Origin of the sequence: Micromonospora sp. CA-240977 (assembly GCF_050942285.1) — a bacterium.
In the GTDB taxonomy this organism is placed as follows: Bacteria; Actinomycetota; Actinomycetes; order Mycobacteriales; family Micromonosporaceae; genus Micromonospora.
On record NZ_CP192055.1, the window covers coordinates 6,240,964 to 6,266,719 of the forward strand.

Annotated in this window: 24 protein-coding genes, 1 tRNA gene and 3 pseudogenes; 12 read left to right on the forward strand and 16 right to left on the reverse strand. The window is 73.7% G+C overall.

Going from position 1 to position 25,756, the window contains the following annotated elements; all coding sequences use genetic code 11:
- Positions 1 to 30: 30 nt before the first annotated feature.
- Positions 31 to 1,434, reverse strand: coding sequence for a cobyrinate a,c-diamide synthase (locus ACQPWW_RS28220; RefSeq protein WP_433126695.1), 1,404 nt, complete (start codon positions 1,432 to 1,434; stop codon positions 31 to 33).
- A 182-nt stretch (positions 1,435 to 1,616) separates the two neighbouring features.
- On the opposite strand from ACQPWW_RS28220, the gene ACQPWW_RS28225 reads away from it, so the two are divergent.
- Positions 1,617 to 2,438 carry an SURF1 family cytochrome oxidase biogenesis protein gene (locus ACQPWW_RS28225; protein ID WP_433126697.1) on the forward strand — a complete coding sequence of 274 codons (822 nt, stop codon included), beginning with the start codon at positions 1,617 to 1,619 and terminating at the stop codon, positions 2,436 to 2,438.
- A 43-nt stretch (positions 2,439 to 2,481) separates the two neighbouring features.
- Here ACQPWW_RS28225 and ACQPWW_RS28230 read toward each other — a convergent pair whose 3' ends face one another.
- From ACQPWW_RS28230 to ACQPWW_RS28245, 4 genes and pseudogenes are all read right to left on the reverse strand, one after another.
- Positions 2,482 to 4,074 (reverse strand): ATP-dependent DNA ligase, encoded by a 1,593-nt coding sequence (locus ACQPWW_RS28230; RefSeq protein WP_433134617.1) that lies wholly within the window; start codon positions 4,072 to 4,074, stop codon positions 2,482 to 2,484.
- A 161-nt stretch (positions 4,075 to 4,235) separates the two neighbouring features.
- A complete protein-coding gene (locus ACQPWW_RS28235) occupies positions 4,236 to 4,442 on the reverse strand; it encodes a hypothetical protein (RefSeq protein ID WP_030333429.1) in 207 nt (68 codons plus the stop codon).
- A gap of 77 nt (positions 4,443 to 4,519) precedes the next feature.
- Positions 4,520 to 5,863, reverse strand: a complete 1,344-nt coding sequence (locus ACQPWW_RS28240; protein WP_433134619.1) for a dipeptidase — start codon at positions 5,861 to 5,863, stop codon at positions 4,520 to 4,522.
- A pseudogene (locus tag ACQPWW_RS28245) lies at positions 5,805 to 6,601 on the reverse strand (uridine kinase family protein). Before ACQPWW_RS28245 ends, ACQPWW_RS28240 begins: the two are co-directional and overlap by 59 nt.
- Before the next feature lie 542 nt (positions 6,602 to 7,143).
- Between ACQPWW_RS28245 and ACQPWW_RS28250 the strand changes: the two are divergent.
- Positions 7,144 to 7,545, forward strand: a complete 402-nt coding sequence (locus ACQPWW_RS28250; RefSeq protein ID WP_433134621.1) for a rhodanese-like domain-containing protein — start codon at positions 7,144 to 7,146, stop codon at positions 7,543 to 7,545.
- 95 nt (positions 7,546 to 7,640) lie between these two features.
- Here ACQPWW_RS28250 and ACQPWW_RS28255 read toward each other — a convergent pair whose 3' ends face one another.
- From ACQPWW_RS28255 to ACQPWW_RS28270, 4 genes and pseudogenes are all read right to left on the reverse strand, one after another.
- Positions 7,641 to 7,784: a hypothetical protein gene (locus ACQPWW_RS28255; protein WP_433126699.1), complete on the reverse strand. Its 144-nt coding sequence runs from the start codon at positions 7,782 to 7,784 to the stop codon at positions 7,641 to 7,643.
- Between the two features lie 204 nt (positions 7,785 to 7,988).
- Positions 7,989 to 9,530: a cobyric acid synthase gene (locus tag ACQPWW_RS28260; RefSeq protein WP_433126700.1), complete on the reverse strand. Its 1,542-nt coding sequence runs from the start codon at positions 9,528 to 9,530 to the stop codon at positions 7,989 to 7,991.
- Positions 9,531 to 9,706: 176 nt separating this feature from the next.
- Positions 9,707 to 10,678, reverse strand: a pseudogene (locus ACQPWW_RS28265) (cobalamin biosynthesis protein); the annotation flags it as partial.
- A 349-nt stretch (positions 10,679 to 11,027) separates the two neighbouring features.
- Positions 11,028 to 11,861, reverse strand: coding sequence for a single-stranded DNA-binding protein (locus ACQPWW_RS28270; protein ID WP_433126702.1), 834 nt, complete (start codon positions 11,859 to 11,861; stop codon positions 11,028 to 11,030).
- Positions 11,862 to 12,165: 304 nt separating this feature from the next.
- Between ACQPWW_RS28270 and ACQPWW_RS28275 the strand changes: the two genes are divergently transcribed.
- Positions 12,166 to 12,606 (forward strand): HPF/RaiA family ribosome-associated protein, encoded by a 441-nt coding sequence (locus tag ACQPWW_RS28275; RefSeq protein WP_433126704.1) that lies wholly within the window; start codon positions 12,166 to 12,168, stop codon positions 12,604 to 12,606.
- 189 nt (positions 12,607 to 12,795) lie between these two features.
- Positions 12,796 to 13,815 (forward strand): annotated as a pseudogene (locus tag ACQPWW_RS28280) (alpha/beta hydrolase); the annotation flags it as partial.
- Between the two features lie 188 nt (positions 13,816 to 14,003).
- Here ACQPWW_RS28280 and ACQPWW_RS28285 read toward each other — a convergent pair.
- Entirely contained in the window at positions 14,004 to 14,699 is a 696-nt protein-coding gene (locus tag ACQPWW_RS28285) for a hypothetical protein (RefSeq protein WP_433126706.1), read from the reverse strand.
- A gap of 160 nt (positions 14,700 to 14,859) precedes the next feature.
- Here ACQPWW_RS28285 and ACQPWW_RS28290 point away from each other — a divergent pair.
- Both ACQPWW_RS28290 and ACQPWW_RS28295 read left to right on the forward strand, forming a co-directional pair.
- A tRNA-Arg gene (locus ACQPWW_RS28290) sits at positions 14,860 to 14,935 on the forward strand.
- Positions 14,936 to 15,202: 267 nt separating this feature from the next.
- Complete coding sequence (locus tag ACQPWW_RS28295) at positions 15,203 to 15,583, forward strand: VOC family protein (protein ID WP_433134623.1); 381 nt, start codon at positions 15,203 to 15,205, stop codon at positions 15,581 to 15,583.
- A 31-nt stretch (positions 15,584 to 15,614) separates the two neighbouring features.
- Here ACQPWW_RS28295 and ACQPWW_RS28300 read toward each other — a convergent pair whose 3' ends face one another.
- Together ACQPWW_RS28300 and ACQPWW_RS28305 are read right to left on the reverse strand one after the other, a co-directional pair.
- A complete protein-coding gene (locus ACQPWW_RS28300; protein ID WP_433126707.1) occupies positions 15,615 to 16,082 on the reverse strand; it encodes an STAS domain-containing protein in 468 nt (155 codons plus the stop codon).
- 180 nt (positions 16,083 to 16,262) lie between these two features.
- On the reverse strand, positions 16,263 to 17,009 hold the full coding sequence (locus ACQPWW_RS28305; protein ID WP_433126709.1) for a GAF and ANTAR domain-containing protein: 747 nt from the start codon (positions 17,007 to 17,009) through the stop codon (positions 16,263 to 16,265).
- 434 nt (positions 17,010 to 17,443) lie between these two features.
- Here ACQPWW_RS28305 and ACQPWW_RS28310 point away from each other — a divergent pair, with 434 nt between their 5' ends.
- Positions 17,444 to 17,767: a plasmid stabilization protein gene (locus ACQPWW_RS28310; protein WP_433126710.1), complete on the forward strand. Its 324-nt coding sequence runs from the start codon at positions 17,444 to 17,446 to the stop codon at positions 17,765 to 17,767.
- A 28-nt stretch (positions 17,768 to 17,795) separates the two neighbouring features.
- Here ACQPWW_RS28310 and ACQPWW_RS28315 read toward each other — a convergent pair whose 3' ends face one another.
- Together ACQPWW_RS28315 and ACQPWW_RS28320 are read right to left on the reverse strand one after the other, a co-directional pair.
- Positions 17,796 to 18,509, reverse strand: coding sequence for a GAF and ANTAR domain-containing protein (locus ACQPWW_RS28315; RefSeq protein ID WP_433126712.1), 714 nt, complete (start codon positions 18,507 to 18,509; stop codon positions 17,796 to 17,798).
- Between the two features lie 230 nt (positions 18,510 to 18,739).
- Complete coding sequence (locus tag ACQPWW_RS28320; RefSeq protein WP_433126713.1) at positions 18,740 to 19,741, reverse strand: hypothetical protein; 1,002 nt, start codon at positions 19,739 to 19,741, stop codon at positions 18,740 to 18,742.
- Between the two features lie 172 nt (positions 19,742 to 19,913).
- On the opposite strand from ACQPWW_RS28320, the gene ACQPWW_RS28325 reads away from it, so the two are divergent.
- The 5 genes from ACQPWW_RS28325 (at position 19,914) to ACQPWW_RS28345 (ending at position 24,281) form a co-directional block, all read left to right on the forward strand.
- On the forward strand, positions 19,914 to 20,309 hold the full coding sequence (locus ACQPWW_RS28325; RefSeq protein WP_433126715.1) for a VOC family protein: 396 nt from the start codon (positions 19,914 to 19,916) through the stop codon (positions 20,307 to 20,309).
- A 117-nt stretch (positions 20,310 to 20,426) separates the two neighbouring features.
- Positions 20,427 to 21,602, forward strand: coding sequence for a sensor histidine kinase (locus ACQPWW_RS28330; RefSeq protein WP_433126717.1), 1,176 nt, complete (start codon positions 20,427 to 20,429; stop codon positions 21,600 to 21,602).
- Positions 21,592 to 22,800 carry a hypothetical protein gene (locus ACQPWW_RS28335; RefSeq protein ID WP_433126719.1) on the forward strand — a complete coding sequence of 403 codons (1,209 nt, stop codon included), beginning with the start codon at positions 21,592 to 21,594 and terminating at the stop codon, positions 22,798 to 22,800. Before ACQPWW_RS28330 ends, ACQPWW_RS28335 begins: the two co-directional genes overlap by 11 nt.
- The gene (locus ACQPWW_RS28340) at positions 22,773 to 23,486 is read left to right on the forward strand and encodes a response regulator transcription factor (RefSeq protein WP_433126721.1); all 714 of its coding nucleotides are present in this window, start codon (positions 22,773 to 22,775) and stop codon (positions 23,484 to 23,486) included. The genes ACQPWW_RS28335 and ACQPWW_RS28340 overlap by 28 nt, the downstream gene beginning before the upstream one ends.
- A gap of 72 nt (positions 23,487 to 23,558) precedes the next feature.
- Positions 23,559 to 24,281, forward strand: a complete 723-nt coding sequence (locus tag ACQPWW_RS28345) for a hypothetical protein (protein ID WP_433126722.1) — start codon at positions 23,559 to 23,561, stop codon at positions 24,279 to 24,281.
- Here ACQPWW_RS28345 and ACQPWW_RS28350 read toward each other — a convergent pair.
- A complete protein-coding gene (locus ACQPWW_RS28350; protein WP_433126724.1) occupies positions 24,163 to 25,143 on the reverse strand; it encodes a GlxA family transcriptional regulator in 981 nt (326 codons plus the stop codon). The two genes, ACQPWW_RS28345 and ACQPWW_RS28350, sit on opposite strands and share 119 nt — an antisense overlap.
- 4 nt (positions 25,144 to 25,147) lie before the next feature.
- Positions 25,148 to 25,756: an isochorismatase family protein gene (locus ACQPWW_RS28355; RefSeq protein ID WP_433126725.1), complete on the reverse strand. Its 609-nt coding sequence runs from the start codon at positions 25,754 to 25,756 to the stop codon at positions 25,148 to 25,150.

Consider the following 25,756-nt stretch of genomic DNA (forward strand, 5'->3'; position numbering starts at 1 on the left):
GCGACGGGTGACGCACCGCCACCGGACGGATCAGGCCGGCACCCCGCCGGACTCCGCGGGCACCACCTCGGCCGTCGGGTCGGCCGCCGCCGCGGCGACCAACCGGGCGGCAGTGGCCGGATGACTGGCCCAGTGCAGGGTGAGCTGCGAGGCGTGCACGTTGCGCCAGACGAAACCCTCCGGCGTGCCGCCCTCCCAACTCCACGCCGGGCGCTGACCAGCACGGGGGGTGAGCACCGCCCGGTGCGCCTTGTGGCCGACCAGCACCGTGCCCTGGGCGGCGACCACGCTGTCGGTCTGGGCGGTCGCCTCCCGGTAGCCGGCCACCAGGCCGTCCCGACTGACCCCGACCGCGTCGAGGACCCCGCACATCGGCAGCCCGTCCAACTCGCGGGCCAGCCAGAGCAGCCCGGTGCCCTCAGCGATCACCGGACGCCCGGTCCGCGCCAACTCGGCCACCGCGATGCAGAGCCGCCGGTTGGCCGACAACTGCTCGGCGTACGCCTCGGGCAGCGCGCCCCCGACGACCAGCGCGCGGGTGCCGACCGGCAGCGCCTCGTCGCGCAGCGGATCGACTGTGACGACCTCGGCGCCGGCGGCCCGCAGCAGCTCGGCGGTCTCCGGGTGGCTGAAGCTGCCGCCCGGCCCACCGGCCAGCGCCACCAACGGGCGGTCCGCCGGGGCGGTGAACCCGCCGAGGACCTCCTCGGCAGACCAGGCCGGGGCCGGCAGCGGCGGGGCCGAGCGGGCCAGACCGAGCAGCCGTTCCAGATCCACAGTGGCGGCGACGGCCTCGCCCAGCCGGCGAACCGCTCGGACGGCGTCGGCCGACCCGTCGACCACCGGCGCCACACCGTGCCGCCGCGACGGCAGCACCGCCGGCAGGTCGTGCCGACGCAGCGCGCCGTAGACCGGCACGCCCACGTCGTCCAACGCCTCGCGCAGCATGCCCTCGTGCCGCGACGAGGCCACCCGGTTGAGGATCACCCCACCGAGCCACAACTGCTCGTCGTACGAGCGGAAACCGTGCACCAGGGCCGCCACCGACTGACCCATCGCGGCCACGTCGACGACGAGCACCACCGGGCTGCGCAGCGCGGCGGCCGCGGCGGCGGTGGACTCCTGCTCGGGGCGGCCACCGACCGAGTCGTACAGGCCCATGCTGCCCTGCACCACGGCGAGCCCGGCGCCGGCCGCGCCGTGCGCCACGAGCGGGGCGAGCCGGTCGGTGCCGACCAGCCGGGGATCGATCACCCGACCCGGCCGACCGGCGGCCAGACCGAGGTACGCGGCGTCGACGTGGTCCGGCCCGAGCTTGAACCCGGCGACGTCGACCCCACGCTCAGCCAGGGCGGCGAGCAGCCCGATCGCCAGCGCGTTCTTACCGTGCCCGGAGGACGGCGCGCTGAGCACCAGGCGCGGCACGACGGTCATCATCGACTCCTCGCGAGCGGCGGCGGGTACGCGACGGGGACGACCGGGGCCGATCCGTCGGCGTGACGATACCCGGCCGGCGGGAGACGCGAGCACCGCCAACCGGGGCCGGCGGCCCGGTCCTGGCCCCGTCCCGGCCCGGTCCAGGTCAGTGGTGCCGGTCATACGGGTAGCCTCGTGCTGTGTACCGGTTCCTGCTGAGCCCACGCTGGCTGGGCGCTCTCGCCCTGACCCTGGTCGCCGCCGCCGTGATGGTGTTCCTCGGCAACTGGCAGCTGGACCGCTACCGGGGGCGTACCGAGGTCAACGAGCGGATCGACGCGGGCCAGCGGATGGCCCCGACGCCGCTGGCCGACGCCCTGCGTGCCCCCACCGGCGGCGCGGGAACTGTCGGCCCCGCACCGGCCGAGGAGAAGGTCTGGACCCGGGTCACCGTCACCGGCCGGTACGACCCGACGAACACCGTGCTGGTCCGTGGCCGGACGGTGGACAGCCGGGTCGGCTTCGAGGTGCTCACCCCGCTGGTGCTCCCGGACGGCGCGGCGCTGCTCGTGGACCGGGGTTGGATCCCGCCGGCGCCGGGCGGGGCGACCGCCCAGCCGACGGTGCCGGCCGTGCCGACCGGCGACGTGACGGTGGTCGGCCGGGTGCACGAGACCGAGAGCGGCGCCGGCGCGGTGGCGCGGCGCGACGGGCGACTGGAGATCCGGCGGATCGGCGTGTCGCGCCTCGCCGGTGAGCTGCCCTACCCCGTCTACGGCGCCTACCTGCTGCTCGACGAGCAGACCCCGGCGGCCGACCCGGTGTTCAAGGCGGTGCCCGTCGGGCACGCCAACAACTGGCAGAACTTCGGCTACGTCGTGCAGTGGTGGCTCTTCGCGGTGATGTCCCTGTTCGGCTACGGCTGGGTGGCGCGCCGGGAGGCCCGCCGCGCCGCCGGGATCGGCGTCACCGCCGCCCCGCTGGACCGGGCCGCCGAGCCGACGCCGAGCGCGACCGCCTGAACCGGGACACTCCGGCCGACGCCGACCTGAGCCGGGCGGCCGGTCAGCCGGCCGGGCGGCCGGCGTGGATGGCCCGCACGGCGTCGATGGTGTCCGCCTCGGCGGCGGACTTGTCGTCGCGATACCGCACCACCCGGGCGAACCGCAGCGCCATCCCCCCGGGATAGCGCGAGCTGGTCTGCACCCCGTCGAAGGCGATCTCCACCACCTGCTCGGGGCGGACCCGCACCACCCAGTCGCCGCGCTCCACGGCGAGGTCGAGGAAACGCTCGGTCTGCCAGCGCAGCACCTCGTCGGTGAGCCCCTTGAACGTCTTGCCGAGCATGACGAAGCCACCCGTGTGCGGGTCACGGGCACCCAGGTGCAGGTTGGAAAGCCAGCCCTTGCGCCGGCCACTGCCCCACTCGACGGCGAGCACCACCAGGTCGAGAGTGTGCCGGGGCTTGACCTTGACCCAGGCGGCGCCGCGCCGACCGGCGTCGTAGGGCGCGTCCGGCGCCTTGACCACCACGCCCTCCTGCCCGGCGTCGAGCGCGGCGGCGAACGCGGCGGCGGCCTGCTCCGGGCCGTCGACCTCCATCCGCCCGACCAGCAGCGACGAATCCACCGAGCCGGCGAGAGCGGCCCACCGCTCCCGGCCGGGCAGGTCGATCAGATCCTGACCGTCGAGGTGCAGCAGGTCGAAGAAGTACGGAGTGAGCACCGTCGCGCCCGTGCTGGCGGCCGCCGCGAGCACCGCCGGGGCGACGGGTGTGCGCCCGGTGGTGCTCGGGGTGGTGCGTCGGGCGGCCCGGCTCGACGTCTGCTGGAACGGCAGCGGTCGCCCCGTCTCGTCGAGGCCGATCGCCTCGCCGTCGAGCACCAACTCCCGCCCCGGCAGGGCCCGGACCGCGGCGACCACCTCCGGCACCCGGCCGGTGATCTCGTCGAGGCTGCGGGTGAAGACGGCGATGTCCGCGCCGGAGCGGTGCACCTGGATGCGGATGCCGTCGAGCTTCACGTCGACCACCGCCGGCGTGCCCGTCGCGGCGAGCGCCTCGTCGACCGAGGGCGCGCTCTGCGCGAGCATCGGCGCCAACGGTCGGCCGACCCGCAGGCCGAAGCCGGCCAGCGCGGCCGCTCCGCCGGCCAGCGCGGCCACCGCCACGGCCCGCAGGTCACCGGCGAGCAGCAACGCCCGGCGGACCGTCGCCACCGGCACGTCGGCGGCCCGCGCCACCGCGTCGGCGAGGAGCCCGGCCTGGGCGCCCTGCCGCAGCTCACCGCTGAACAGACCGGTGAGCAGACGCTGCTCGTCGGCCGTCGCCGCCGCGTAAAGGGCACCGAGCAGCGCCCGACGCCGAGCCTGCGAACCCGTGCCGTGCACCGCGGCGAGCTGCTCGATGGCCGCGTCGACGGCGGCCACGGTCAGCGTCGGCTCGGCGGCCGGTGGCGGCAGGTCACGAAGGCTCGCATAGCCCACCCCGGTCTGCCGTTGGCGCAGCTCACCCGCGAGGTAGCCGGCGCCGGGCTCGACCTCGGCCGGGTCGAGCCGGCGCAACGCGTCAGCGAGCAGCTCCACCTTGGCCCGCCGGCCGCTGGTGGCGCCGACGGCCGCAGACGTCGCTGCCAGGTCGAGGAACCGCACGCCGCCCATCCTGCCAGTCACCTCCGACACCGCCCGGGCATTGCCGTGCCCGGGCGGTGTCGGCAGGGTGCCGCCCGCTCACGCGGACGACGGATCAGGGCTGTTTCATGAGGGCGGTCGAGCCGAGGCGGAGGCCGGGCGGCAATCCGGCCCGTCCTCAGGAAACAGGCCTAGGCGGAGACGGGCTCCTCGATGCGCAACCCCCGCGCGCGGACCTCGCCAGCGACCCGGGAGAGCACCGAGTCGAGGGCGACCAGAGCGGCGGAGAGCTCACCGAGCTGTTCGTTGAGCGTGTCCTCGGACCACGCGGAGACGTCGACATCTCCCAGTGCGCTGACAGCGGCCCCCAACCGGGCCATCACCTCGTTCGTACTCATGTACGAAAGGCTATAACAGCTGACCATCCGACACGCCGTAAACTCCCAGATCAGGCCCGAAAACGCCGTTCCGACACCTAACTGCCCGCGGCGGCCACCTTGCCCAGCAGCAGCGCCTCGGCGAGACAGACCCTGGCGAACTCGCCCAGGTGCAGACTCTCGTTCGGGCCGTGCGCGCGGGCGTGCGGGTCCTCCACGCCGGTCACCAGGATCGCCGCCTTCGGGAACATCTCCTGGAAGGTGGCGATGAACGGGATCGAGCCGCCGACGCCGATGTCCACCGGGTCCGTGCCGTCCCAGGCCGCCCGGAAGGCCGAACGGGCCGCGTCGAACATCGGCCCGGACGCGTCGATCACGCACGGGTCGCCGTCGTGCTCGAAACTGACCGTCACCTGGGCGCCCCACGGGGCGTGCTGCTCCAGGTGCGCGCGCACCGCCGCGTACGCCCGCTTGGGGTCGTCGCCCGGGGCGAGCCGGATGCTGAGCTTCGCCTTCGCGGCCGGCACCAGGGCGTTCGGCGCCTCGCCGGTGGCCGGGGCGTCGATGCCGAGCACCGCCAGCGCCGGCTTGGTCCAGAGCCGGTCGGTGATCCGGCCGGTGCCGATGAACCGCACACCCTCGGCCAACCCGGCCTCGGCCCGGACCCGGTCCTCCGGATAGTCGACGACGGCGCCCTCCCGGCCGACCAGCCCGGCCACCGCCACGTCACCGGCGTCGTCGTGCAGCGTCGCCAGCAACCGGACCAACGCGGTGAGCGCGTCCGGCACCGCGCCGCCGAACATGCCGCTGTGCACCGCGTGGTCCAGCGTGCGCACCTCGACGAAGCAGTTGACGATGCCGCGCAGCGAGGTGGTCAACGCCGGTACGCCGATGTCCCAGTTGCCCGAGTCGGCGATCACGATGACGTCCGAGGCGATCTCGTCACGGTGCTCGGCGAGCAGCCGCTCCAGCGAGTCGGAGCCGTACTCCTCCTCACCCTCGATGAAGAGCACCACACCCACCGGCAGCGCGTCCCCGTACGCGCGCAGCGCCGCGACGTGCGCCATGATGCCGGCCTTGTCGTCGGCCGCGCCCCGGGCGTAGAGCCGGCCGTCCCGTTCCACCGGCTCGAACGGATCGGACTCCCACAGCGACCGGTCGCCGACCGGCTGCACGTCGTGGTGGGCGTAGAGCAGCACGGTGGGCGCACCGGGCGGGGCGGCCCGACGGCCGATCACCGCCGGCTGACCGCCGGAACGCACGATGTCGACGTCCAGGCCGCAGCCGCGCAGCAACTCGGCGACCGCCTCGGCGGAGCGTTCCACGTGCGAGTGGTCGAAGCCCTCGAAGGCGATGCCGGGGATGCGGACGAGGCGTTCCAGGTCAGCCCGTACGCCGGGCATCTCCCGCTCGACGGCGGCCCGCACCTCGGACTCGGACATGATCGGTGAGGTCATGACCGGCATCGTATGCCGGCCTTACCGGGGCGTGCCGGCGGAGCCCGTACCGTCACCGCCGTCCGCCGGGCCGGCACCCGGGGCTGCCCGGCCGCACGCTCAGCGGATGCGCACGTAGTACCGGTCCGCGTCGTACGGCAACGTCGGCGCGCCATCCACCAGCAGGTCCGCGCGGACGGCCGTGTCGTCGGCGGCGAAGTGCGCTCGCTCCCCGGCGTGCCAGCGACGCAGCTCGGGCAGGATCTCCGCCCCGTCCCGGGCGGCCGCGCGGTCCAGCCGCAACGACGCGGGCGCGGTGACGAACACCGCCAACGTCAACTCCGGCCGGACCACCGCCCGAGCGGCGCTGACCCCCTCCACCACCAGCACCGGCGCCACGGGCACCGGCACCGGCCGGGTCAGGAAGCATTGCCGCACCCAGCTGTAGCGCCGGTAGGCACCCGGTCTCCCCGCGCGCAGCGGGGCGAGCACCCCCTCCTCGAGCCGGGGCCAGAAGGTGACCTGGTCGTCCCAACCGTCGAGAAGATCGTCGGTGTGCACCACGGGCGGGCGGTCACCGCCGCGCAGCGCCGCCAGGGCATCCGCGAGGTGCGCGGCAAACCGGCTCTTGCCCGCGCCGCTCGGCCCGTCGACAGCGACCAGCCGGGTCCGCCCCAACCGCGCCGGGCCCGCGAGCACCCGACGAGCCAGTTCGGCGTACGCCTCGACAACCACCACAGCCAACCCGCCAGCCCGACGGCCGGGCAACTCCCCGACCTCGGCGTCCCCGACGTCCCCGGCCCGGTCGACGTCCCCGGCCCGGTCGACGTCCCCGACTGCGTCGGCCTTGTTGGAGTCCCTGGTCCCGGCGGTGTTCCCGGCCTGGTCGGCACCCTCGACCCAGTCGGCAGGCCCGGCCTTGTCGGTCGACGGCCCTGCAATGGTCGGGGCATCGCGGCCCGGCCCCGGCCGGCCGGTGTCGGGACTCAGCACAGCCTCGCGTGGTGCATGACCGAAGTATGCCGTCGCGACCGCGGTCCAGGGATGATCGACTCCACTTCATTGATGTCGCGGTATCCCGGCAGCAGGACACCGCGATATCCCTAAAGCCGAGTGGATCACGCTGCAACAGCTGTCGCCGATGGCCATGCTGACACGTCCGGCTGACCACCCTGGCCGGGCGCCGTCACGTCCGGGGGAATTGGGGCGGTGACGGGTGACGGGCGGCCCGTTCGCCGTCCGCGGCGCTACCAAATCGGCATGATCGGGTGGTGCTCCGAGACGTGATGAGCCCCGGTATCGACGCCCTACTCGAACAGGCCCGCGCCGGGCTGCACCGACTGACTCCGCAGCAGACCGTCGAGGCGGTCCGCGGCGGCGCGCTGCTTGTCGACACCCGCACCGACCTGCAGCGCCGCGAACAGGGCGACCTGCCGGGCGCGGTCGTCATCGACCGGACCGTGCTGGAATGGCGGCTCGATCCAGCCAGCGCCTGGCGGATCCCGGAAGCCACCGGGTACGACCGGGAGATCGTGCTGGTGTGCCGGCAGGGCTACAGCTCCAGCCTCGCCGCCGCCAGCCTGCAGACCCTCGGTCTCCGCCGGGCGACCGACATGATCGGCGGTATGGACGCCTGGCTCGCCGCCGGCCTCCCGACCACCGACCGCCCAGCCGACATCCGCCCCTGAATCCCACCGCCTCGCCAGCCCGCAGCCGTGCCGGCCCGCCACCCTGCCGGCCCGCCGCGGTGCCAGCCCGCCGCCGTGCCTACCCGCCGCAATGCCTACCCGCCGCCGTGCCGGGCCGTCGCCGCGCCCAGCCCGCCGCCGTGCCGGGCCGTCGCCGCGCCCAGCCCGCCGCCGTGCCGGGCCGCCACCGCGCCCAGCCCGCCACCGTGCCGGGCCGCCACCGCGCCCAGCCCCGCCACTGTGCCGACCGCCGCCTTGCCCGGGTCAAGATCGCGCTCGATCCAGGAAAAAGGCCGCTCCCGGCGCGCGCCAGGCCACTACAACCAGGATCGTGCACGATCATGCGGAAGTGGTGGCCAGGACAGCCGTCCGGCGCATGATCACGCTGAGTTGCCCGGGGCGCGGCGCACACGCCCCGACACTCCGGATGGGACGGTGGGTGGTCAGGACGGTGGGGGGCCGGGTGGAACGAAGGGCAGGCCGACGGGCGGGCCGGCCTCGATGAGCCGCCAGAGGGCATCGGTGTCCAGGTGCTCCTCGACCAGGTCGCCGAGCAGGTCGAGTGAACGTTCTCGGGCGGCGGCGAAGCTGGTCGTCGGCGCGACCCGGAACCCGCTGCGCCCCGCCAGGCGAGCCGCCTCGGTGAGGAACCACCGGCGGAACCCGTCGGACTCGAACGCCCCGTGCCAGTGCGTGCCGTGCACCGCGCCGAGCACGGCTCCCTCGCCGACACCGTCGTCGCCGGTCAGCAACGGGGCCAGAGTGGGGTCGGTGTGTGAGACGTACCCGTGGTGGATCTCGTAGCCGCGCACCGCGACGTCGCCGTGGGCGGTGCCCACCGACTGCCGGACGGTCTTGCGGGGATCGAAGGTGATCTCGATGGGCAGCATCCCGAGGCCCGGTACGCTGCCCCGCCGGCTCTCCACCGGGTCGTGGATGGCGCGGGCGAGCATCTGGAAGCCGCCGCAGAGGCCGAGCAGTGGCTTACCGGCCGCCACGTGGGTGGCCACCGCGTCGGCGAGGCCCGTCTCGCGCAGCCAGGCCAGGTCGGCGACGGTGGACTTGGAGCCGGGCAGAACGACCAGGTCGGCGGCGGCCAACTCGGCCGGTTCGATGGTGAGACGCACGCGGACGCCCGGCTCGGTGGCCAGCGCCTCCACGTCGGTGGCGTTGCTGATCCGGGGTAGGCGGACGACCGCCACGTCCAACCACTCGGTGCCGTGCGGGGCCGCGGGGCGGCCGAGCACCCGGCCGTAGGCGAGGGAGTCCTCCGCGTCGAGCCACAGGTCCAGTGCCCAGGGCAGCACCCCGTACGTGGGGCGACCCGTGACGTGACGCAGCATGTCCAGCCCCGGCTGGAGCAGCCCGAGGTCACCACGGAACTTGTTGATCACGAAGCCGGCGATCAGCGCCTGGTCGGCCGGGTCCAGGAGGGCCACGGTGCCGAACATTGAGGCGAAGACGCCGCCACGGTCGATGTCGCCGACCACGATGGTGGGCAGGTTGGCGTGCCGGGCCAGCCCCATGTTGACGTAGTCACCGGCCCGTAGGTTGATCTCCGCGGGGCTGCCGGCGCCCTCGCAGATCACCACGTCGTACGTGTCGCGCAGCTCGGCGAGCGCCGCGTACGCGGTCTCGGCGAGCCGGGGGCGCAGGTGCCGGAACGTGCCAGCGGTGATCGTGTCGACCGCCTCGCCGAGCAGGACCACCTGACTGGCCAGGTCACTGCCCGGCTTGAGCAGGACCGGGTTGAACCGCAGGTCGGGTGCGAGCCCGCAGGCGGCGGCCTGCATGGCCTGGGCCCGTCCGATCTCGCCGCCACGCCCGTCCGGCCCGACGACCACCGCCGAGTTGTTCGACATGTTCTGTGCCTTGTACGGTGCCACCTTCACACCCTGCCGGTGCAGCCAGCGGCAGATCCCGGCGGTGAGCACGCTCTTGCCGGCGTCGGAGGTCGTGCCGGCGACCAGCAGCCCGCCACTCACCGCCCGCTCCCCCGGCCCGCTCCGACAGCTCGCAACCCGCGCCCGCCGGCACCAACCAGCCCGCGCCCACCACCCGCGGCGACGGAGCCCGGCCCACCGACCAGGGCACCCAACCCGCGCCCTCCGGCCACGGCAGACAACCCGCGCCCTCCGGTCACGGCGCCCAGCCCCCGCCCTCCGGCCACGGCAGACAGCCCGCGTCGACTCACGGCGCCGACCAGGCGGCCGAGGGTCACCGGGTAGAGGGCGGCCAGCCCTACCGCGGCCAGCCCGACCGCGCCGGAGATCCGGGCGGCCCGCTTGAGGTGGCGGGCCTCCGGGCGGGGGCCGTCGCCGAGGAAGGGCCGCACCTCGGAGCGCCCGAAGTAGACGTTGCGGCCACCGAGGCGGACGCCGAGCGCGCCGGCCATCGCCGCCTCGCACTGGCCGGCGTTGGGGCTCGGGTGGTCGTTGCGGTCACGCCGCCACACCCGCCAGGCCCGTTGCCGGTCCCCGTTGGCGACCGGCGCGACGGCGATGGTGAGCAGCCCGGTCAACCTCGACGGCACCAGGTTGAGGAGGTCGTCCAACCGCGCGGCCGGTGTGCCGAACCGGGCGTAGCGCGCCGACCGGTGTCCGACCATCGCGTCGAGCGTGTTTGCCGCCCGGTAGCCCAGCAGGCCGGGCAGGCCGGCGACCGCACCCCAGACCAGCGGCGCGACGACCGCGTCGGAGGTGTTCTCGGCGACCGACTCGACGGTGGCCCGGGCCAACTCGGATTCGCCCAACGTCGACGGGTCCCGCCCACAGAGATGGCCGAGGCGTCGCCGGGCAGCGAGCAGGTCACCGTCACGCAGCGTCCGACCCATGGTGGTGGCTTCGTGGCGCAGCGTGCGGCCACCCAGCACGGTCCACGTGCCGGCGGCCACCAGCACCGCCCGGGTCACCGGCCGGTGCTGGGTAGCCGCGGCGGCGACCGCCCCGAGCAGCACCGGCCCGCCCACGGCCAGCGCGGTGAACGCGGCGCCCGCCGTCCGGTCCGGGCGGTAGAGGCGTCGCTCCAGCGCACCGGCGGCCTGCCCGAAGCCGGCCACCGGGTGCCACCGGCGTGGGTCACCGAGCAGCCTGTCCAGCGCGTACCCGGCCAGCAGCCCCACCGCGTTCGCCACCGGCGCGGTCCGTCGCACGTGCACCACCTCCAGGCCGGCCAGCCTAGACGAGCGTCCCGGGAACCAGCCCGACCCACGGTGCGCCGGGGCGGCCAGCGCCTCGTGGTGGGCCGCGGCCGACGCTCCCCCGCCGACCTCACCGCCGCCGTCACGCGGGGTGACGACGCTTGCCGCGTCGCCACCCCGCCCCCGTCGTGCCGGGCCACGTCTGCCATCCCGCCGCAACACGGCATCAGCACCGGGCCCCGTACCGCTCGCTTGCCGCCCGGTCCGCGACCGTCGAACCGCCGCGATCCGTCGAAGCGAGCGCCGCGATCGTCGAAGCGCCGCGATCCGTCGAACCGCTCGGTCAGGCCGGCTGCGGGATCCGGCCCCGACCACGCCGCCCTCGGCCGGACGGCGTCGGCTCCGGCTGCCCCTCGTCCGGCACCGGCCCCAACTCGTCGTCCGAGTCGCGGTCGGCGCTGTCGTCATCCGCCTCGGGCGGAAGCCCCAACTCGTCATCGAGACCGGCCGGAACACCGCCCGGCCCGAGCGGCCCGCTGCGCGGGGAGACCCTGCCGGACGAGGGAAGCTCGCCGGACGAGGAAACAGCGTCGGTCGGGGACGCGTCGTCGATCGGGGGACCGTCGCCGTCCATCGGGTCGTCGACGAACGGGCTGGTTCGCAGCGATGCGTAGTCGGGCAGCTCGAAGTCGTCATCAAGCGGGCGGTCGTCCGGGAGCACGGGCTCGTGCCCGGCCGGCACCGGCTCGGTGGGTTCGCCGTGCACCCGACTCTCGGCCTCGGCGTCCTCCGTGGTGCTGGTGGTCATGCTCGGTCGATTGCGCAGGAAGCGGGCCCGCCCCCGGGACAGGTCGTGGCCGACGGCAACCGCCTCCAACTCGTAGAGGGTGCGGTGGTTGCCGGCGTCGTCGGTCCAGTCGCGGGTGTAGAGCCGCCCGCAGACCACCACCGGATCCCCGACCATCACGGAGGCCGCCACGCCTTCGGCGAGCTTGCGCCAGCAGTTGACGCGTACGCGGAGCGAGTTGCCGTCGACCCACCGGCCGCTGTCCCGGTCGAGTCGGCGGGCGGTGGAGGCGACCTTGAAGTTGGCCACCAGCGTGTTGCTCTGGGTGGTGCGTCGCCATTCGGGCGCAGTCAGCACATTGCCGACAATTGTTACGTAGGTGTCGAACATCGTCCCTCCAGGGGGATCGGGGCCTGCCAGCGCGAGTCGACTCGACACCGAGCCTCGGTGCTGCGAGTGAGCCTCGCCAGCGCCCATCCCGAACCTGTGGACGACGAACCCACCTGTGGACAACGCCCTGATCACGCCCTGATGTGGTACGGCCGACCCACCCGGCCGGGCGTCGGCGGTTTCCCGGACCAAGCACAGTGGGTAAGCACTTGATCAACGCACCACCGACAGCTCCACGTCGACGAGAGGTCAGCGCCATGATGATCACCAAAATCGGCTCCGCGAACGCTTCCGAGGCGCGGCGATGAGCGCCGCGGCGAACCCGGCCACCGTCGCCGAGTGCCTGCGGGTGGGCGCCGGGTTCTCGCAGGGCGACCGCAACTGGATCGCCGAGCAGTTCGCCACGCTCGACGCCCGGCTGGCCGGCTTCCACGCCGACGCCACCGAGCTGGAGGTGTCGGTGAAGGACCGGGAGGCGCGTGGTCAGAAGGTCACCCTGGAGTGCTGGATCGCTGGCCGGCAGAAGATCGTCACCACCTCCGCGGAGGAGGACCTGCACGCCGCGCTCAACGACGTCCGCGACGACCTGCGCCGCCGGCTCAACGACGCCAAGACCCGCCAGGAGCCCCGGCACAACAAGCACCTGCGTGACATCCCGCAGCCCCAGAGCGAGCTGGATCTCGCCGACGACCAGGAGCAGCTGCCGGCCGCCGACCCGAGCCGCGCCGACGCGGAAACGGCCTGACCCACGTCCCGTCCCCGCGATCCTGCCCCTCGCGGCCGCGCCCGACCGGCAAGGCCGCGCCCGACCGGCAAGGCCGCGCCCGACCGGCAAGGCCGCGCCCGACCGGCAAGGCCGCGACAGGAGCAGGATCGCGGGGCAGGCCAGGGCGCGGGCTACCGCTCGGTAGGTCGGCGGCGTAGCGTCGCGTTCGTGGAACCGGACGTGTTGGGGCCGCCGTACGAGCGGCAGACGATCGACCTGGGCACCGACGACGAAGGACCTGTCGTCGCGACACTGGTCCGGCGGCGGGCCGAGCGTCCCACCGGGCGGGCCGTCCTCTACGTGCACGGGTTCGTCGACTACTTCTTCCAGACCCACCTGGCCGACTTCTTCGCCGCGCGCGGCTGGGATTTCTACGCGCTCGACCTGCGCAAGTACGGTCGCAGTCTGCTCCCGGGCCAGACCCCGAACTTCTGCCGCGACATCAGCGACTACTTCCCCGAGTTGGACGCCGCCGCCGAGATCATCCGTCGGGACGACGGGCACGACACCCTGTTGGCGATGGGCCACTCCACCGGCGGGCTGATCATCTCGCTCTGGGCGGACGCCCGCCGCGACACCGGCACCGTCGACGGCCTGGTGCTCAACAGCCCCTTCTTCGACCTGAACGCCCCCTGGGCGGTGCGCCGACCCCTCGCGGCCGCCGTCTCCCGGCTGGGCCGCAGGGCGCCGCACCGCATCCTGCCGTTCGGGCTGGGCACGGTGTACGGCGAGAGCATCCACTCCGACCACCGCGGCGAGTGGACCTATGACCTGGCGTGGAAGCCGCTGGCCGGGTTCCCGGTCCGGGCCGGCTGGCTGAACGCGATCCGCACGGGCCAGCGCCGGCTGCGCGCCGGTCTGGACATCCCGGTGCCCGTGCTGCTGGCCTGCTCGACCCGCTCCTTCCGGGGCACCCGGTGGCACGACAACGCGACACTGGCCGACGCCGTGCTGGACGTCGAGCACATGGTCCGGTATGCGCCCCGCCTCGGCCGCCACGTCACAGTGGCCCGCTTCGACGGCGGGTTGCACGACCTCACGCTCTCCGGGCCGGCCGTCCGCGAGAAGGTCTTCGACGAGGTCGGCCGCTGGGCCGAGGCCTTTCTCGGCGCCGGCCCCACCGCAACGGCCGACCCCGCCCCGGTCACCGCCGACCATGCGCCCACGGACACGGCGGCGGACGCCCCGGCTACCGCCGATCCCGCACCGGCCGACCGCGCGCCAGCCGACGCGCCATCGACCGTCGAAGCCTCGACCAGCACCGACTCGGCCGTCGGTGGGGCCGGGCTCCCGCACAGCCGAAATCCGACTGCCGAAGCGGCGGGCGCGGCGACAACCGGCGGCTGACCGGTCCGAAGACCGACGTTGCTCGCAGCTCAGACGTCGCCGGGCGTCGCCGGGAGGACGGCACGGATCCGGTCGAAGGTCACCACCGGGTGCGCTCCGACGCCGGGCAACACCAGGCCCAGGCAGTACGGCGACAGCTCCCCGGTGGCGTCGGCCTGGACGACGAAGACCGGCGCTCCCACGTACCCCGGCGGCAGTTCGGTGGTGATCCGCACGGCGTCTCCGTCGCGGACCACGCGCTCGATCGCGACCTCCAGCGGGCGCGACCCGTCTTCGCGTACCCCGTGGGCCAGCACGAAAGCGGAACCGGCGTCGGCGGTGAGGCGGGCGACCACCTCGGGTCCGGCGGCGATCCCCGCGGGCACCGGCTGGACCCGCCACCGCCAGCCGCCGTCCCCGGCGTACCGGTGTAGACCGGCGGTCGGCAGCACCGCGACGCCGTCGCCCGGGAAGCGCGACCAGCCGGGCACGATGTCGACAGCGGGAACGGCGGCCGGGGCGACGCCGGCCGGCTCGGTGACGCTCGCCCGCAGCCCCAGCTCACCACCCGGCGCGCCGACCAGGTCGGCCGCCGTCAGCAGCGACTCCCCCACCGGGTCCTCGCCGTCCTGGAAGAAGAACGCGGTGCCGAAGTCGTCGCCCGAGCGGTACGGCAGGATGGCACGACCGACGATCTGGCACAGCTCGTAGGCGACGTCGCTCTCGACGTCGGGATCCAGCAGCACCAGCCAAAGGTACGGTCCGAGGCCCGGCCGGTCGCTGGGAACCCGGATGCCCGCCGCGCGGTCGACGTGAGACCCTGCTCGGCAACGTGGACGCGGGCACCCTTTTCGCCACCGGACAGCAGGGCGGCGGTACCCTCTGGGCGCGATGTCCACGCCACACGCGCCCGTAGCTCAGCGGATAGAGCAGGGGACTTCTAATCCCAAGGCCGCAGGTTCGAATCCTGCCGGGCGCACCACAGTCACCGCAGGTCAGCGGCTTGACGTGACCGACCCCGTCGATCACCCCCGGCACTCGGCTTCCGGAAAGTCGGGGTGTCCCGGCGCTCCAACACCGCGCTTTCCCGGAACCCGAGTCGATCACGGCCCGCGCACCCGACCACGGTCCGCGCACCCGACCACGGCCCGCGGACCCGGACCACGGCCCGCGCACCCCGACCACGGCCCGTGCACGAAGCCGTCACCGGGCGAGCCGGCCGCCGCGTTGGTAGCGTCGCGGCGTGTCGATGTTCCGCACCCCCCAGGTGGTCCTCTTTACCGAGGACGTTCCGCGCGCCGCCGAGTTCTACGCCGGTCTTGGGTTCACCGAGACCTTCCGGGTGCCGGCCGACGGTGAGCCGATCCACATCGATCTCGTGCTCGACGGCTACCGGATCGGCGTCGCCTCGGCGGCCTCCACGCGGGACGATCACGGGCTCGACCCCGTGTCCCAGGGCCAGCGGGCAGCGGTGATCCTCTGGACCGACGACACCGCTGGCGCGTACGCCGAACTGACGGCGAACGGCGCCCCGGCGCTGGCCGCGCCGCACCGGTGGCTCGATCGCCTGCTGATCGCCTGGACGGCCGACCCGGACGGCAACCCGATCCAGATCGTCCAGCACTTGTGAGCTGACGACGGCGACGAGTGCCGCCGCACCCTCATTCGGGGTCGAGGAGCAGAGGCGCCACCCCGGTGATCCGCAGCACCCGCAGGGTGACTCCGCTGGCGCCTCGGACCGAGAAGCGGGAACCGACCCGATCCGCCCGCTCGCGTGCCAGCAGGAGTGCGTGCACACCCGCGGCGCTGAAGAAACTGACGCCGGTCAGCTCGCAACAGACTTCCGGGTGGCTGTCGATCGCGTCGAACAGTGCCGTCGCCAGGCGCGGCGCGGTGTCCATGTCGACATACCCGACCGGGGCGACGACCATCCGGTCGGCGGAGATGGTCGCGGCCAGGTCGAGGGGCTCGATGAAGCGAGTCACCTGGAACGACAGCTCGGCGGAGTCCGCCTCGGCGGAGCCAGCCGCCTGGCGGATGCCGAGTGTCGCTGGTGTGACCTGCCCAGGGCTGATCGCCGCAGGAGGACGAGCGAAGTGGGTCTGGAAGAGTGACTGACGTTCGATCATAGGCTGGCGCCCCCTGTCAGGATCCGTAACAGGATGGGCGCTTGGCTTGACCCGAACTCCACGGTAATAGGACCGGCCGCCGACCGCCAGTCGACCTGTGCGCCAGGTGTCGAACCCGGCGGCGGACCTACGGCTGTCGGTCCCACAGGTCCGCCGGCGGGGCAACCCGCTGTCGAGCGTTCACGGCAGGGAGCCCGTATCGCCGCGATCCCGCTTGGGGCCCGCCGGGCGGGCGGCCCTCTCGACGAGCGCGGCGGCGACGTCCCGCAGTTTGCGGTTGGAGTCCTGGGACACCTTCGCGAGAACGGCGAACGCCTCGTCCGGCGTGCAGCGGCGTTCGCCCATGATGATGCCCTTCGCCTGCTCGATGACGGCGCGGCTCTGCATGGCCGACTGCATCTGTGCGGCCAGGTTGACTGTGGTGTCGTACAGGTGGGCGTTGGCGAGGGCGACGGCGGCGTACCCGGCGAACGTCCGCGCGAGGGTGACCGCGTCGTCGTCGAAGGCGCCCGGTTCGGTGCCGTAGATGTTCAGCGCGCCGAGCACTGTCTCCTGGATCGGGAACCCGATCGACAGTGAGCTGAGCGCTCCGTCCTGCACGGCTCGGGCCGCCCACTCCGGCCAGCGAGCCTCCTGGGCCATCTCCGGTACGGACACGACGGTGGCCGCTCTGGCCGCCTCCAGACACGGGCCCTGGTCATACTCGTACTGCAACTCGTCGAGTCGGAGCGCCATCTCGCCGCTGAACGCGGCGGTGTGCGGCCCCTCCTGCTTCAACAACGTCACCGACACCTCCTCCGCGCCGGGGATCGTTCGCCGTGCGAGTTCGGAGACCTGGGTCAACACTCCGGACAGGTCGGTCTCGCCGAATTTGATCTGGCCGAGTTCGACGATCGCCGCATTGGGATCAATGCGCTGCTGTGCCATGACTTCAAAGTCCTCGTGCCCGGGGCGCGTACCGGTTGCAGGAAGGCGACGGCAGCGCGCGTGGTGATGGCGCACCGCGAGCACGGGGCGCCGCACGGGCTCGCCAACCGAGCCCGGCGCCCGCTGCTGGACGCTGACCGGCCGACGCCCAGGCGTCGGCTGCGGCAACAACTATACGACCCCACGCCAGAAGCGGTTCCGAAGGTGCGGCCCGATCGTGCCCAGCGCGGTGGCCGGGACGACGGCTCGCGTGGACGGCCGACGGCGTGCCGGTCGGGCAGGCAGGTTCACGGCGGTCGTTTGACCTCGGTGGCGACTGGGCATCGTGGCCCGAGAAGCGTGAGCGCGACGCCCCGGCCTGGGATGCCTCGATCGCACCGCGGGTGTGCGAGCCGGGTCTCGACCTCACCCGACAGCGGCTGTGGGAGGCACCGATGCCAGCGGGATCAAGCCCCAAGAGGGAGCGGCAGTACGAGCACATCAAGGAGAGCGCGCAGGAGCGGGGCGCGTCCACCGGCCGGGCCAAGGAGATCGCCGCCCGCACGGTGAACAAGGAACGGGCCCGCTCGGGTGAGGCGCGTACGTCGAGCCGGTCGTCGCGGAACGACGTGTCGTCCGGGCATCGCGGCGGCAAGCGCTCCCACAGCGGCGCCCAGGGTCGTACCAAGGAGCAGTTGTACAACGAGGCGAAGCAGCGCGGCATCAAGGGGCGCTCGTCGATGTCGAAGGCGGAACTGGAGCGCGCCCTGTCGAAGTAGGCGGGGCGGCGGTGCTCGTGCGGGGTCGTCAGGCCCCGGATCTCCCGGCCGCCCGGTCGACCAGGGCCTGGGCCACGTCACGGACCTTGCGGTTGGAGTCCTGCGAGACCTTCGACAGGATCGCGAACGCGTCGGCCGGGCCACAGCGTCGCTCGCCCATGATGATGCCCTTGGCCTGCTCGATGACCGCCCGGTTGGCCATCGCCTCGCGCATCTGCCGGGCGAGGTTCGCGGTGCTGTCGTAGAGCTGGGCGTTGGACAGGGCAACCGCGGCGTACGCGGCGAACGTCTCCAGCACCGTCACTGTCTCGTCGTCGAAGGCCCCGGGTGTGTGCGCGTAGACGTTGAGCGCGCCGACGACAGCGTCCTGGATCGGCAGGCCGATCGACACCGAACTGCCCAGGCCCTGCTGCCGCGCGCGGTCGGCCCACTCGGGCCACCGGTCCTCGCCGGCGAGATCGGGGATGGACAGGACATCGCCGCTGGCGGCGGCTTCCAGGCACGGGCCCCGCCCCTGGGCGTACTGCCGCTCGTCCATCTCACGGGCCACCTCGTTGGTGAACGCCGCCGTGTGTCCGGCCCCATCGCGGATCAGCGTGACCGACGCCTCCACCGGCATGGGCAGGACGCGTTTCGCGAGCTCGGCGACCCGCTGCAGGACCTCGTCGAGATTGACCTCGGCGAGCTTGATGCTTCCGAGTTCGGCGAAGGCGCGGGCAGGATCGATCGGCAGGCGGGGCATGGGCACCAGATCCTCGGGGCCGGCGCACCCCTCGGGCAGCGGAGCCGATGGGCGCGCGAATGGCAGCACGCCTGACGCGCTGCTGCACAGGCCCTCGGATAGACCTGGGACCCACGCCGATGTGGACGCCGGCTCGCCTCGCCCCATCCGGGAGCGTGGGCTACAGAATTTTCACCCTACTCCCCCGGCCGCGAAGCGCCCCCCGACCGAAGGGCGGCCGGCGGGCCGACTCAGACGGGTCCGAGCAGGGCGGCCAGTGCGTCGTCGCCCTGGCCCAGCTGCCCGCCACCGGTGGATGCCGTGACCAGGAAACGTCGACAGCCGTCGAGTTCCACGTACCGGTCGGGGCCGGCGGTGCCGTCCAGTGGGCGCAGCACCGCGAACCGGGAGGCCGGGGTGGCGCAGTCGACCACCGCCCGACGGTTGGCCAGCGCCCGCAGCACCCCCGCCTGGCGCGCGGCCGGCAGTGGCCCGCCGTACACGAAATCGCCTGCCGGTTTGCCACTGCCCTGCTGCGCCGAGGGCACCTGGTAGACGCAGAGGCGCAGCGGCCCGGCGGCCAGCGAGGTGGCCGGCGCGGGTGGCCCGGGCCGGCCGTTGCTGGTCTCCACCCACACCAGGTCCGTCCACCGCTGCGCGCATCCGGCGGCCTCGGCGGCCGGGCCTTCGACCTGCCCGACGACGCGGGTGTCCACAGTTGTCGTCGACAGCTCGGCCAGTGCCGTCCGTAGCTCCGGGCGGGGTTTGCCGCAGGTGTCCGTCGGCAGGTACGGCCGCAGCCAGCGGCCCCGCTCGTCGAGCAGGGCCAACCACGGTGGGACGATCATGTCGAGGGTGCAGGCGACATCACCAGCGGATTCCTGGTCGGGCAGGCGCAGCGCGGCGAGCAGCGGCGCGATCTGCGTCGCGCGCCGCTCGGTGGCGACCTGGTCCCGCCCTCCGCCGGGGCCCGGACGGAGCTCCCGCCCGCAGAGCACGGCCGTGACCGGGGTGAACGCGCTGTCGATGCGCCCGATCTTCGGTTCGACCCCGGCCGGTGTTGGCGCGCCCGTGTTGGGCACGGACAGGATCGCGCCGGCCTGTGGTGCCGCTTCGGCGCAGGAGGTCCACGTCTCGACGATCTGCGCCGGGCCGGGCTCGTCGCCCCCTCCCGGCCCGATGTCCGTGTCACCGCAGCCGCCCAGCGCCACGCCGAGCAGTGCCACCGCCAGTGCAATTCGACCCGAGCGCATCCGGCTCACCACCTTTCCACCCGAGGATGGGACGAGCGACGGGCGCGCTCGGTTCCGGTCGGGTGGTCGGGACGCCCGATGCGGTCGGAGCGCCAGGCCGTCGGGCGTGACGCGAGTGACCGGCGGGGACGCCGCCGGGCAGGCCCCAGCCACGCGCCGGCATGATGACCGAATGGCACATCTGGGACTTGTCGCGCTGCTGGTCAGGGAGTACGACGAGGCGATCGACTTCTACGTCGGCGACCTCGGTTTCGAGTTGCTGGAGGACACCGCCCGGCCGGATGGCTCCCGCTGGGTCGTGGTCCGCCCGGCGGGCGCCCGGGAGACGGCGTTGCTGCTGGCCCGACCGAGCACCGCCGAGCAGCGGGCCCGGATCGGTGACCAGACCGGCGGCCGGGTCGGGCTGTTCCTCCACACCGAGGACTTCGCGCGCGACCACGCCCGGATGGTGGCCGCCGGTGTGCGTTTCCTGGAGGAGCCGCGACACGAGGCGTACGGCTCGGTCGCGGTCTTCGTCGACCTCTACGGCAATCGGTGGGACCTGCTGCAACCCCGCAGCACGTCGTGACGCATCGGCGATAACGCACGTACAGTGGGTTACGCTCAACGTCGCTCGTGCTATTCTCCGATGTCGATCTCTGCCGCGCGGACCCCTACCGGGTCGTTGTCGGAAGGACACTTCCCGATGCCGGCCGTTGCCGCCCCCACCGCTTCGCCCACGCTGGACAATCCGGCTGGTGGCGCGCTCGGCCTCATCTTCACCACCATCCCGGCGTTGCTGCGTCTGACCTGCGGTGTGGTCGGCGGGGCGGTGGCGCTGTCGGTGCAGGCCCCGCCGGTCGAGCCAAGCGTTCTGCTACCCGTGGTGGCCACGCTCACCGGCTGGTCCCTCTGGTACGCCTACCGGGCGATACGCCACGGCATCACCCCGAACCTGGTCGCCGCCGACGTCGCGCTCACCGCGATGGCCTGCCTTCTCATCCCCGTGCTTGTCGCGCCCGGTGTGCTGCCCGGCGAGGGCAGTTGGATCGCCGTGCTGGGCAGCACCACGGTGATCAACGCACAGGCCACCGCACCGGCGCGCTGGTCGATCCCGGCCGGGCTGCTCGTCACCGCCACGTACGCGACGGGCGCGCAGGCGGCCGGTAGTCCCACCGAGGCTCGGGCGCACGCGGCCACCCTGCTGGTGCAGACCGCCTGCACGGCGATGATGGCGGCGGTGATGCGTCGACGCATCGGTCGTGCCGACCGCGCGTTCGTCGAGCACCAGCGGCTGACCCGGGAGGCGCTTGTCGCGCGCGCCGCCCGCGACGCCGAGCGCCAGCAGAACCGCGACCTGCACGACACGGTGCTGGGCACACTCACCATGGTGGGGCTCGGCGCGGTGGCCGGGTCCTCGGCCACCTTCCGCGACCGGTGCGGCGGCGACCTGCGTACCCTCGTCGCGCTCAGCGACGTCGAGCCGGTGGCCGGCGACGGCCCGGTGCCGCTGGACGAGCGGTTGCGGGCGGTGGCGGGCCGACTGCCCGAGCTTTCCGCGCACCTGGACCTGGCGCCGTGCGCGGTTCCCGCCGGGGTGGCCGACGCGATAGGCGAGAGCGCCTACGCGGCGCTGTCCAACGTGGTCCGTCACGCGCCGGGCGCGCGGGTCACGCTGCGGCTGAGCCGGGACGCGATCGGCGTCGCGGCCGAGGTCGCCGACGACGGCCCCGGCTTCGACCCGGCCACCGTCCCATCCCACCGGTACGGGTTGCGCGAGTCGATCCACGGCCGGATGGCCTCGGTCGGCGGCCGGGCCAACGTGCGATCGGCCCCCGGGGCCGGCACCCGGATCCGGCTGGAGTGGCCCGGTGTCGGCTGATCTCGGCGCTTCGGCGTCCCCCACCGTCACGACGGAGGCAGCGGACCGGACCAGCGTGCCCGCACCCCGGGAGCCGGCGTCCACGGCCAGGCTCGCCGCGCCGGCCGCCGTGGCGCACGCGTCCGACCGGGGTGCCCGGATCGCCGCCGTGGCCATCGCGCTGGCCTGGCACGTCGCGATCGGGCTGCCTGCGGTGCTGGCCGCCCGCGCGGAGTTCACCGCGCCAACGGTGGTGGTCGGCGCCTGGGCGGTGGTCGCGGTGGCCGGCGCGGTGGCCGGCGTGCGGCTGCTGCGCGGCTCGCCGCTGCCGCCGTGGCCGCTTGCCGGGCTGCTGCTGACCGTCGACGTGGCCGTCTTCGCCGCGGTCGGCGAGGGGCAGTTGTTCACCGCCGCCAACTGGGTGTGGAGCACGCTCGGCTGGTTCTTCGTGCTGGCGCTCTGGGGCCAGCGGGTCGTGGGCCTTGTCGCGCTGCTGAGCACGCACGCGGCGATCGCGCTGCTCGCGGTGCTCGGGCACGGCCCCGACCCGGCCGACGTGGCCCGCTACGTGATGTACGTCTACGGCACGTTCTCCCTTCCGGTGGCGGTGTTCGTGGGCAGCGCGACGATCGTGAGCCTTGCTCGCAGGCGGGCCGCGGTCTCCGCTGCCGGCCACGTGCTGGCGGCGGAGCGCGATGCCGCCGAGCGGGGTCGGCGGGAACGCCGGGACCGGCTCGCCCTGGTCAGCTCCACAGCCGGGCGCGTGCTCGGGGAGTTGGCCGCCGGCCAGGCCGACCCGGACGACCCGGAGGTGCAGCGGCGCTGCGTGTTGGCCGCCGCCCGGCTGCGCCGACTGATCGCCGAGTCCGACGACGTGCCCGACCCGCTGCTGCACGAGTTGCGGGCTGCCGCCGACCTCGCCGAACGCAGCGGCCTGCCGATCGACCTGATCACCATCGGCACGCCTCCGCCGCTGCCGGTGGAGATCCGACGTCGGCTGGCCGACCCGCTCACCGGCCTCCTCGCCGACGCCCGGGGCTGGGCCCGGCTGACAGTGGTCTCCGGTCCGGACGAGGTGGTGGTCAGCCTTGTCACACCGGACCGGGAGGGTCCGGACGCCACCGGCCCACCCCCGGGGGAGCACGACGACGGGCAGGTGGAGCACCTCTACGAACGGGACGGAAGCATCAGATGGGCGCAGACCCAGTGGCGGCGGTGACCGGTGACCGGCCGATCGGGGTCGCGATCGTCGACGACCACCCAGTGGTGGTCGAGGGGGTCCGCGCCTGGCTCGCCACCGAGCCGCGGCTGACCGTACTGGCCACCGGGGACGATCCGGACGAGGTGCTGCGGACGGCCCCGGACGCCGACGTCGTCCTGCTCGACCTGCGGCTGCACGGCCGGATGGCGCTGGACAAGCTGGCCGAGCTGAGCGCCGCCGGGCGGCGGGTGGTGGTCTATTCGGAGCACACCGACCCGTCGACGATGCTCGCCGCGCTGGACGCCGGGGCGGTGGCGTTCCTGGCCAAGCACGAGGGCCGGGAGCACTGTGTGGCGACAGTGCTGGCCGCCGCCAGCGACCGCCCGTACGTGCCGCCCGCACTGGCCGGGGCGATGGTCGGCGACCCACGGCCGGACCGGCCGATGCTGTCCGACAAGGAGCGTGAGGCGCTGCTGCTCTGGTTCCAGTCGATGTCCAAGGCGTCGGTGGCCCGCCGGATGCAGATCAGCGAGCACACCGTCAAGCAGTACGTCGACCGGGCACGGATCAAGTACACCCGGGCGGGGCGGCCAGCGGCCACGAAGTCGGCACTGCTCGCCCGCGCGATCGAGGACGGCCTCGTCCGCCCGGAGGAGATCGGCATCTACCGGTCACACGCGACACACGACCGGCCGACCCCCTAACAGGCGTCATGACAGCGCCCATCCGATCCGACAGGCTGCATACACAAGCCAGCTGACCGGAAGGTCGTGACGATGCACTCCGACACGTCCCCCTTCTTCATCGGTCCCCACCGGTTCGACGCTCCGGACGACGACGTGGGGCCAACCCTGGATCGCCGCTACAACCTGCGTCCGGCGCCCGGTGAGCGGGTGCTCGGGCGGCACCGGCTGCTGGTCGCGGGCTACCTGCTCGGGCCGAGCGAGGCACGGCGTCGCTGGCAGCTTCCCGGGCCGGTCTCGGTGACCGTCACCGACCAGCGGATCTGCTGGGTGGGCAGCGGCGCGCAGCTGTCGCTTGTCGTCGACGACACGCCTCGGGCACGGCCGCCCGCCCGGGTGAACGGCCTGATGAGCGGGCAGATCCGCTGGCAGTGGCCGTCCCGGTTGGAGCTGCCGGCGGCCGAGCGGGACGCGCCGACGCAGTTGTTGATCGTCTGCGACGCGTTGCGCACCATCCAGCAGCCGGCGCTGGCCCTGGGTGGGCCGTCCGCCGCGGTGGCGGCGCTCGGCCGACAGGTCCGCCGGGCGGTGTCCATGTTCCGGCTCACCCGCCCCCAACTTGTCGACCTCTCGGCTCAGGAGCGCGACGTGCTGCTGCTGCGGGCCGGCCCCGGCCTGCTCGCCGGGGACACCCGGGTCACGCTGCCCGGTTCGCTGCCTGTGGAGTTCCACTCCCGGGACGACTACTACCGCTCGGGGCCGGAGCCGACCCCGTGGGGCGGGCTCGCAGGCGGCGCAGCATCCGGGCATCGGTGAAGCCGACGGCCCGCGCCGCGGCTTCCACCGTCGCGCCGTGCCCGATCAGGTGCTCCGCTCGCTCCACCCGCAACTGTTGCTGGTAGCCGAGTGGGGTGAGCCCGGTCATCGCCCGGAACAGCCGGGTCAGCGTGCGTTCCGCCACGCCCCCGGCGGCGGCCAGCTCGGCGAGTGGCAGTGGCTCGGCGTACCGACTGTCGATCAGATCCTGCACCCGGTGCACCGAGTCGGACAGGTGGGACCGGTGCCGCATCAGCGCGCTGGCCTGCTGCTCGTGCCCGTTGCGGCGGGCGTAGACGACAAGGGTGCGGGCGATCTTCGCCGCCACCGCTGGGCCGTGCCGGGTGGCCACCAGGTGCAGCGCCACGTCGATGCCGCTGGCGATGCCGGCCGAGGTGACCACCCGATCGTCGACCACGTACAGCACGTCGCGGATGACCCGGGCCGCCGGGTGACGGCGGGCCAGGTCGTCCTGCACCTCGTGGTGGGTGGTGCACCGTCTGCCGTCGAGCAGCCCGGCCCGCCCGAGGGCGTACGCCCCGGCGCAGACGCTGGCCACAGTGCCTCCCGCGCTGTGGTGCTCGGCCAGCCGCCGCAGGTCGACGGGTGACACCGGCCCCTGGGGGCCGTGCGCCGCCGGCCGCCAACCCGGCACGATCAGCAGGTCGTCCGGGGCCAGCTCGGGCCACCGGGTGTCGGCGACAAGCGGTACGCCCTGCACTGTGGGCACCTGCTCCCGCTCGGCGACGTAGTGCAGCCGATAGTCGTACCCGAGGTCGGCGGCGCTGGAGAAGACCTGGGCCGGCCCGGCGAGGTCCAGCAGGTGCAGCTGTGGGACCAGCAGGAACACGACCCGGGTCATCGGGTCAGCTCCGGGTGCCGGCGAGGGCCGCGCCGGTCACCTCGTCGACAGTGCTGATGGTCGCGAAGCGACCGGCCAACGCGTACTCGGTGCGGATGACGATCTCCTCGTTGGTCAGCGTGCGCGGGTCGGCGAGGATCTCCGCGACCGTTGCGGTCTCCGGCAGGTCCCGGTGTGGGATGGGGAAGGTCAGCGTGGCGTCGGTGACGAAGGTCATCCGGTAGCCGAGGTCCGCGCCGACCCGGGTGGTGGTCTCCACGCACTGTTCGGTGCGGATGCCGCAGACCGTGAGGTCGTGGATGCCGGCCTGGGTGAGCAGCTGTTGGAGATTGGTGGTGGTGAAGGCGTTGTGCGCGGTCTTGACAAGCGTCGGCTCGTCCGCGGCCGGGACCAGCCCGTCGATCAGCCGCACGTGCCCGACGGCGGGGTCGAACAACCCGCCCGTGCCGGGCTCGGAGTGCAGCACCCAGACCACCAGGTCGCCGCGCTCACGGGCGGCGGCGACCAGCCGTTCGACCTGCCGGACCAGGTCGGGGTTGGAGCCGTACGCCCAGATCGGGCGCTGCCGGAAGGATTCCTGGACGTCGATCACGACGAGGGCTGCTCTGCTCAT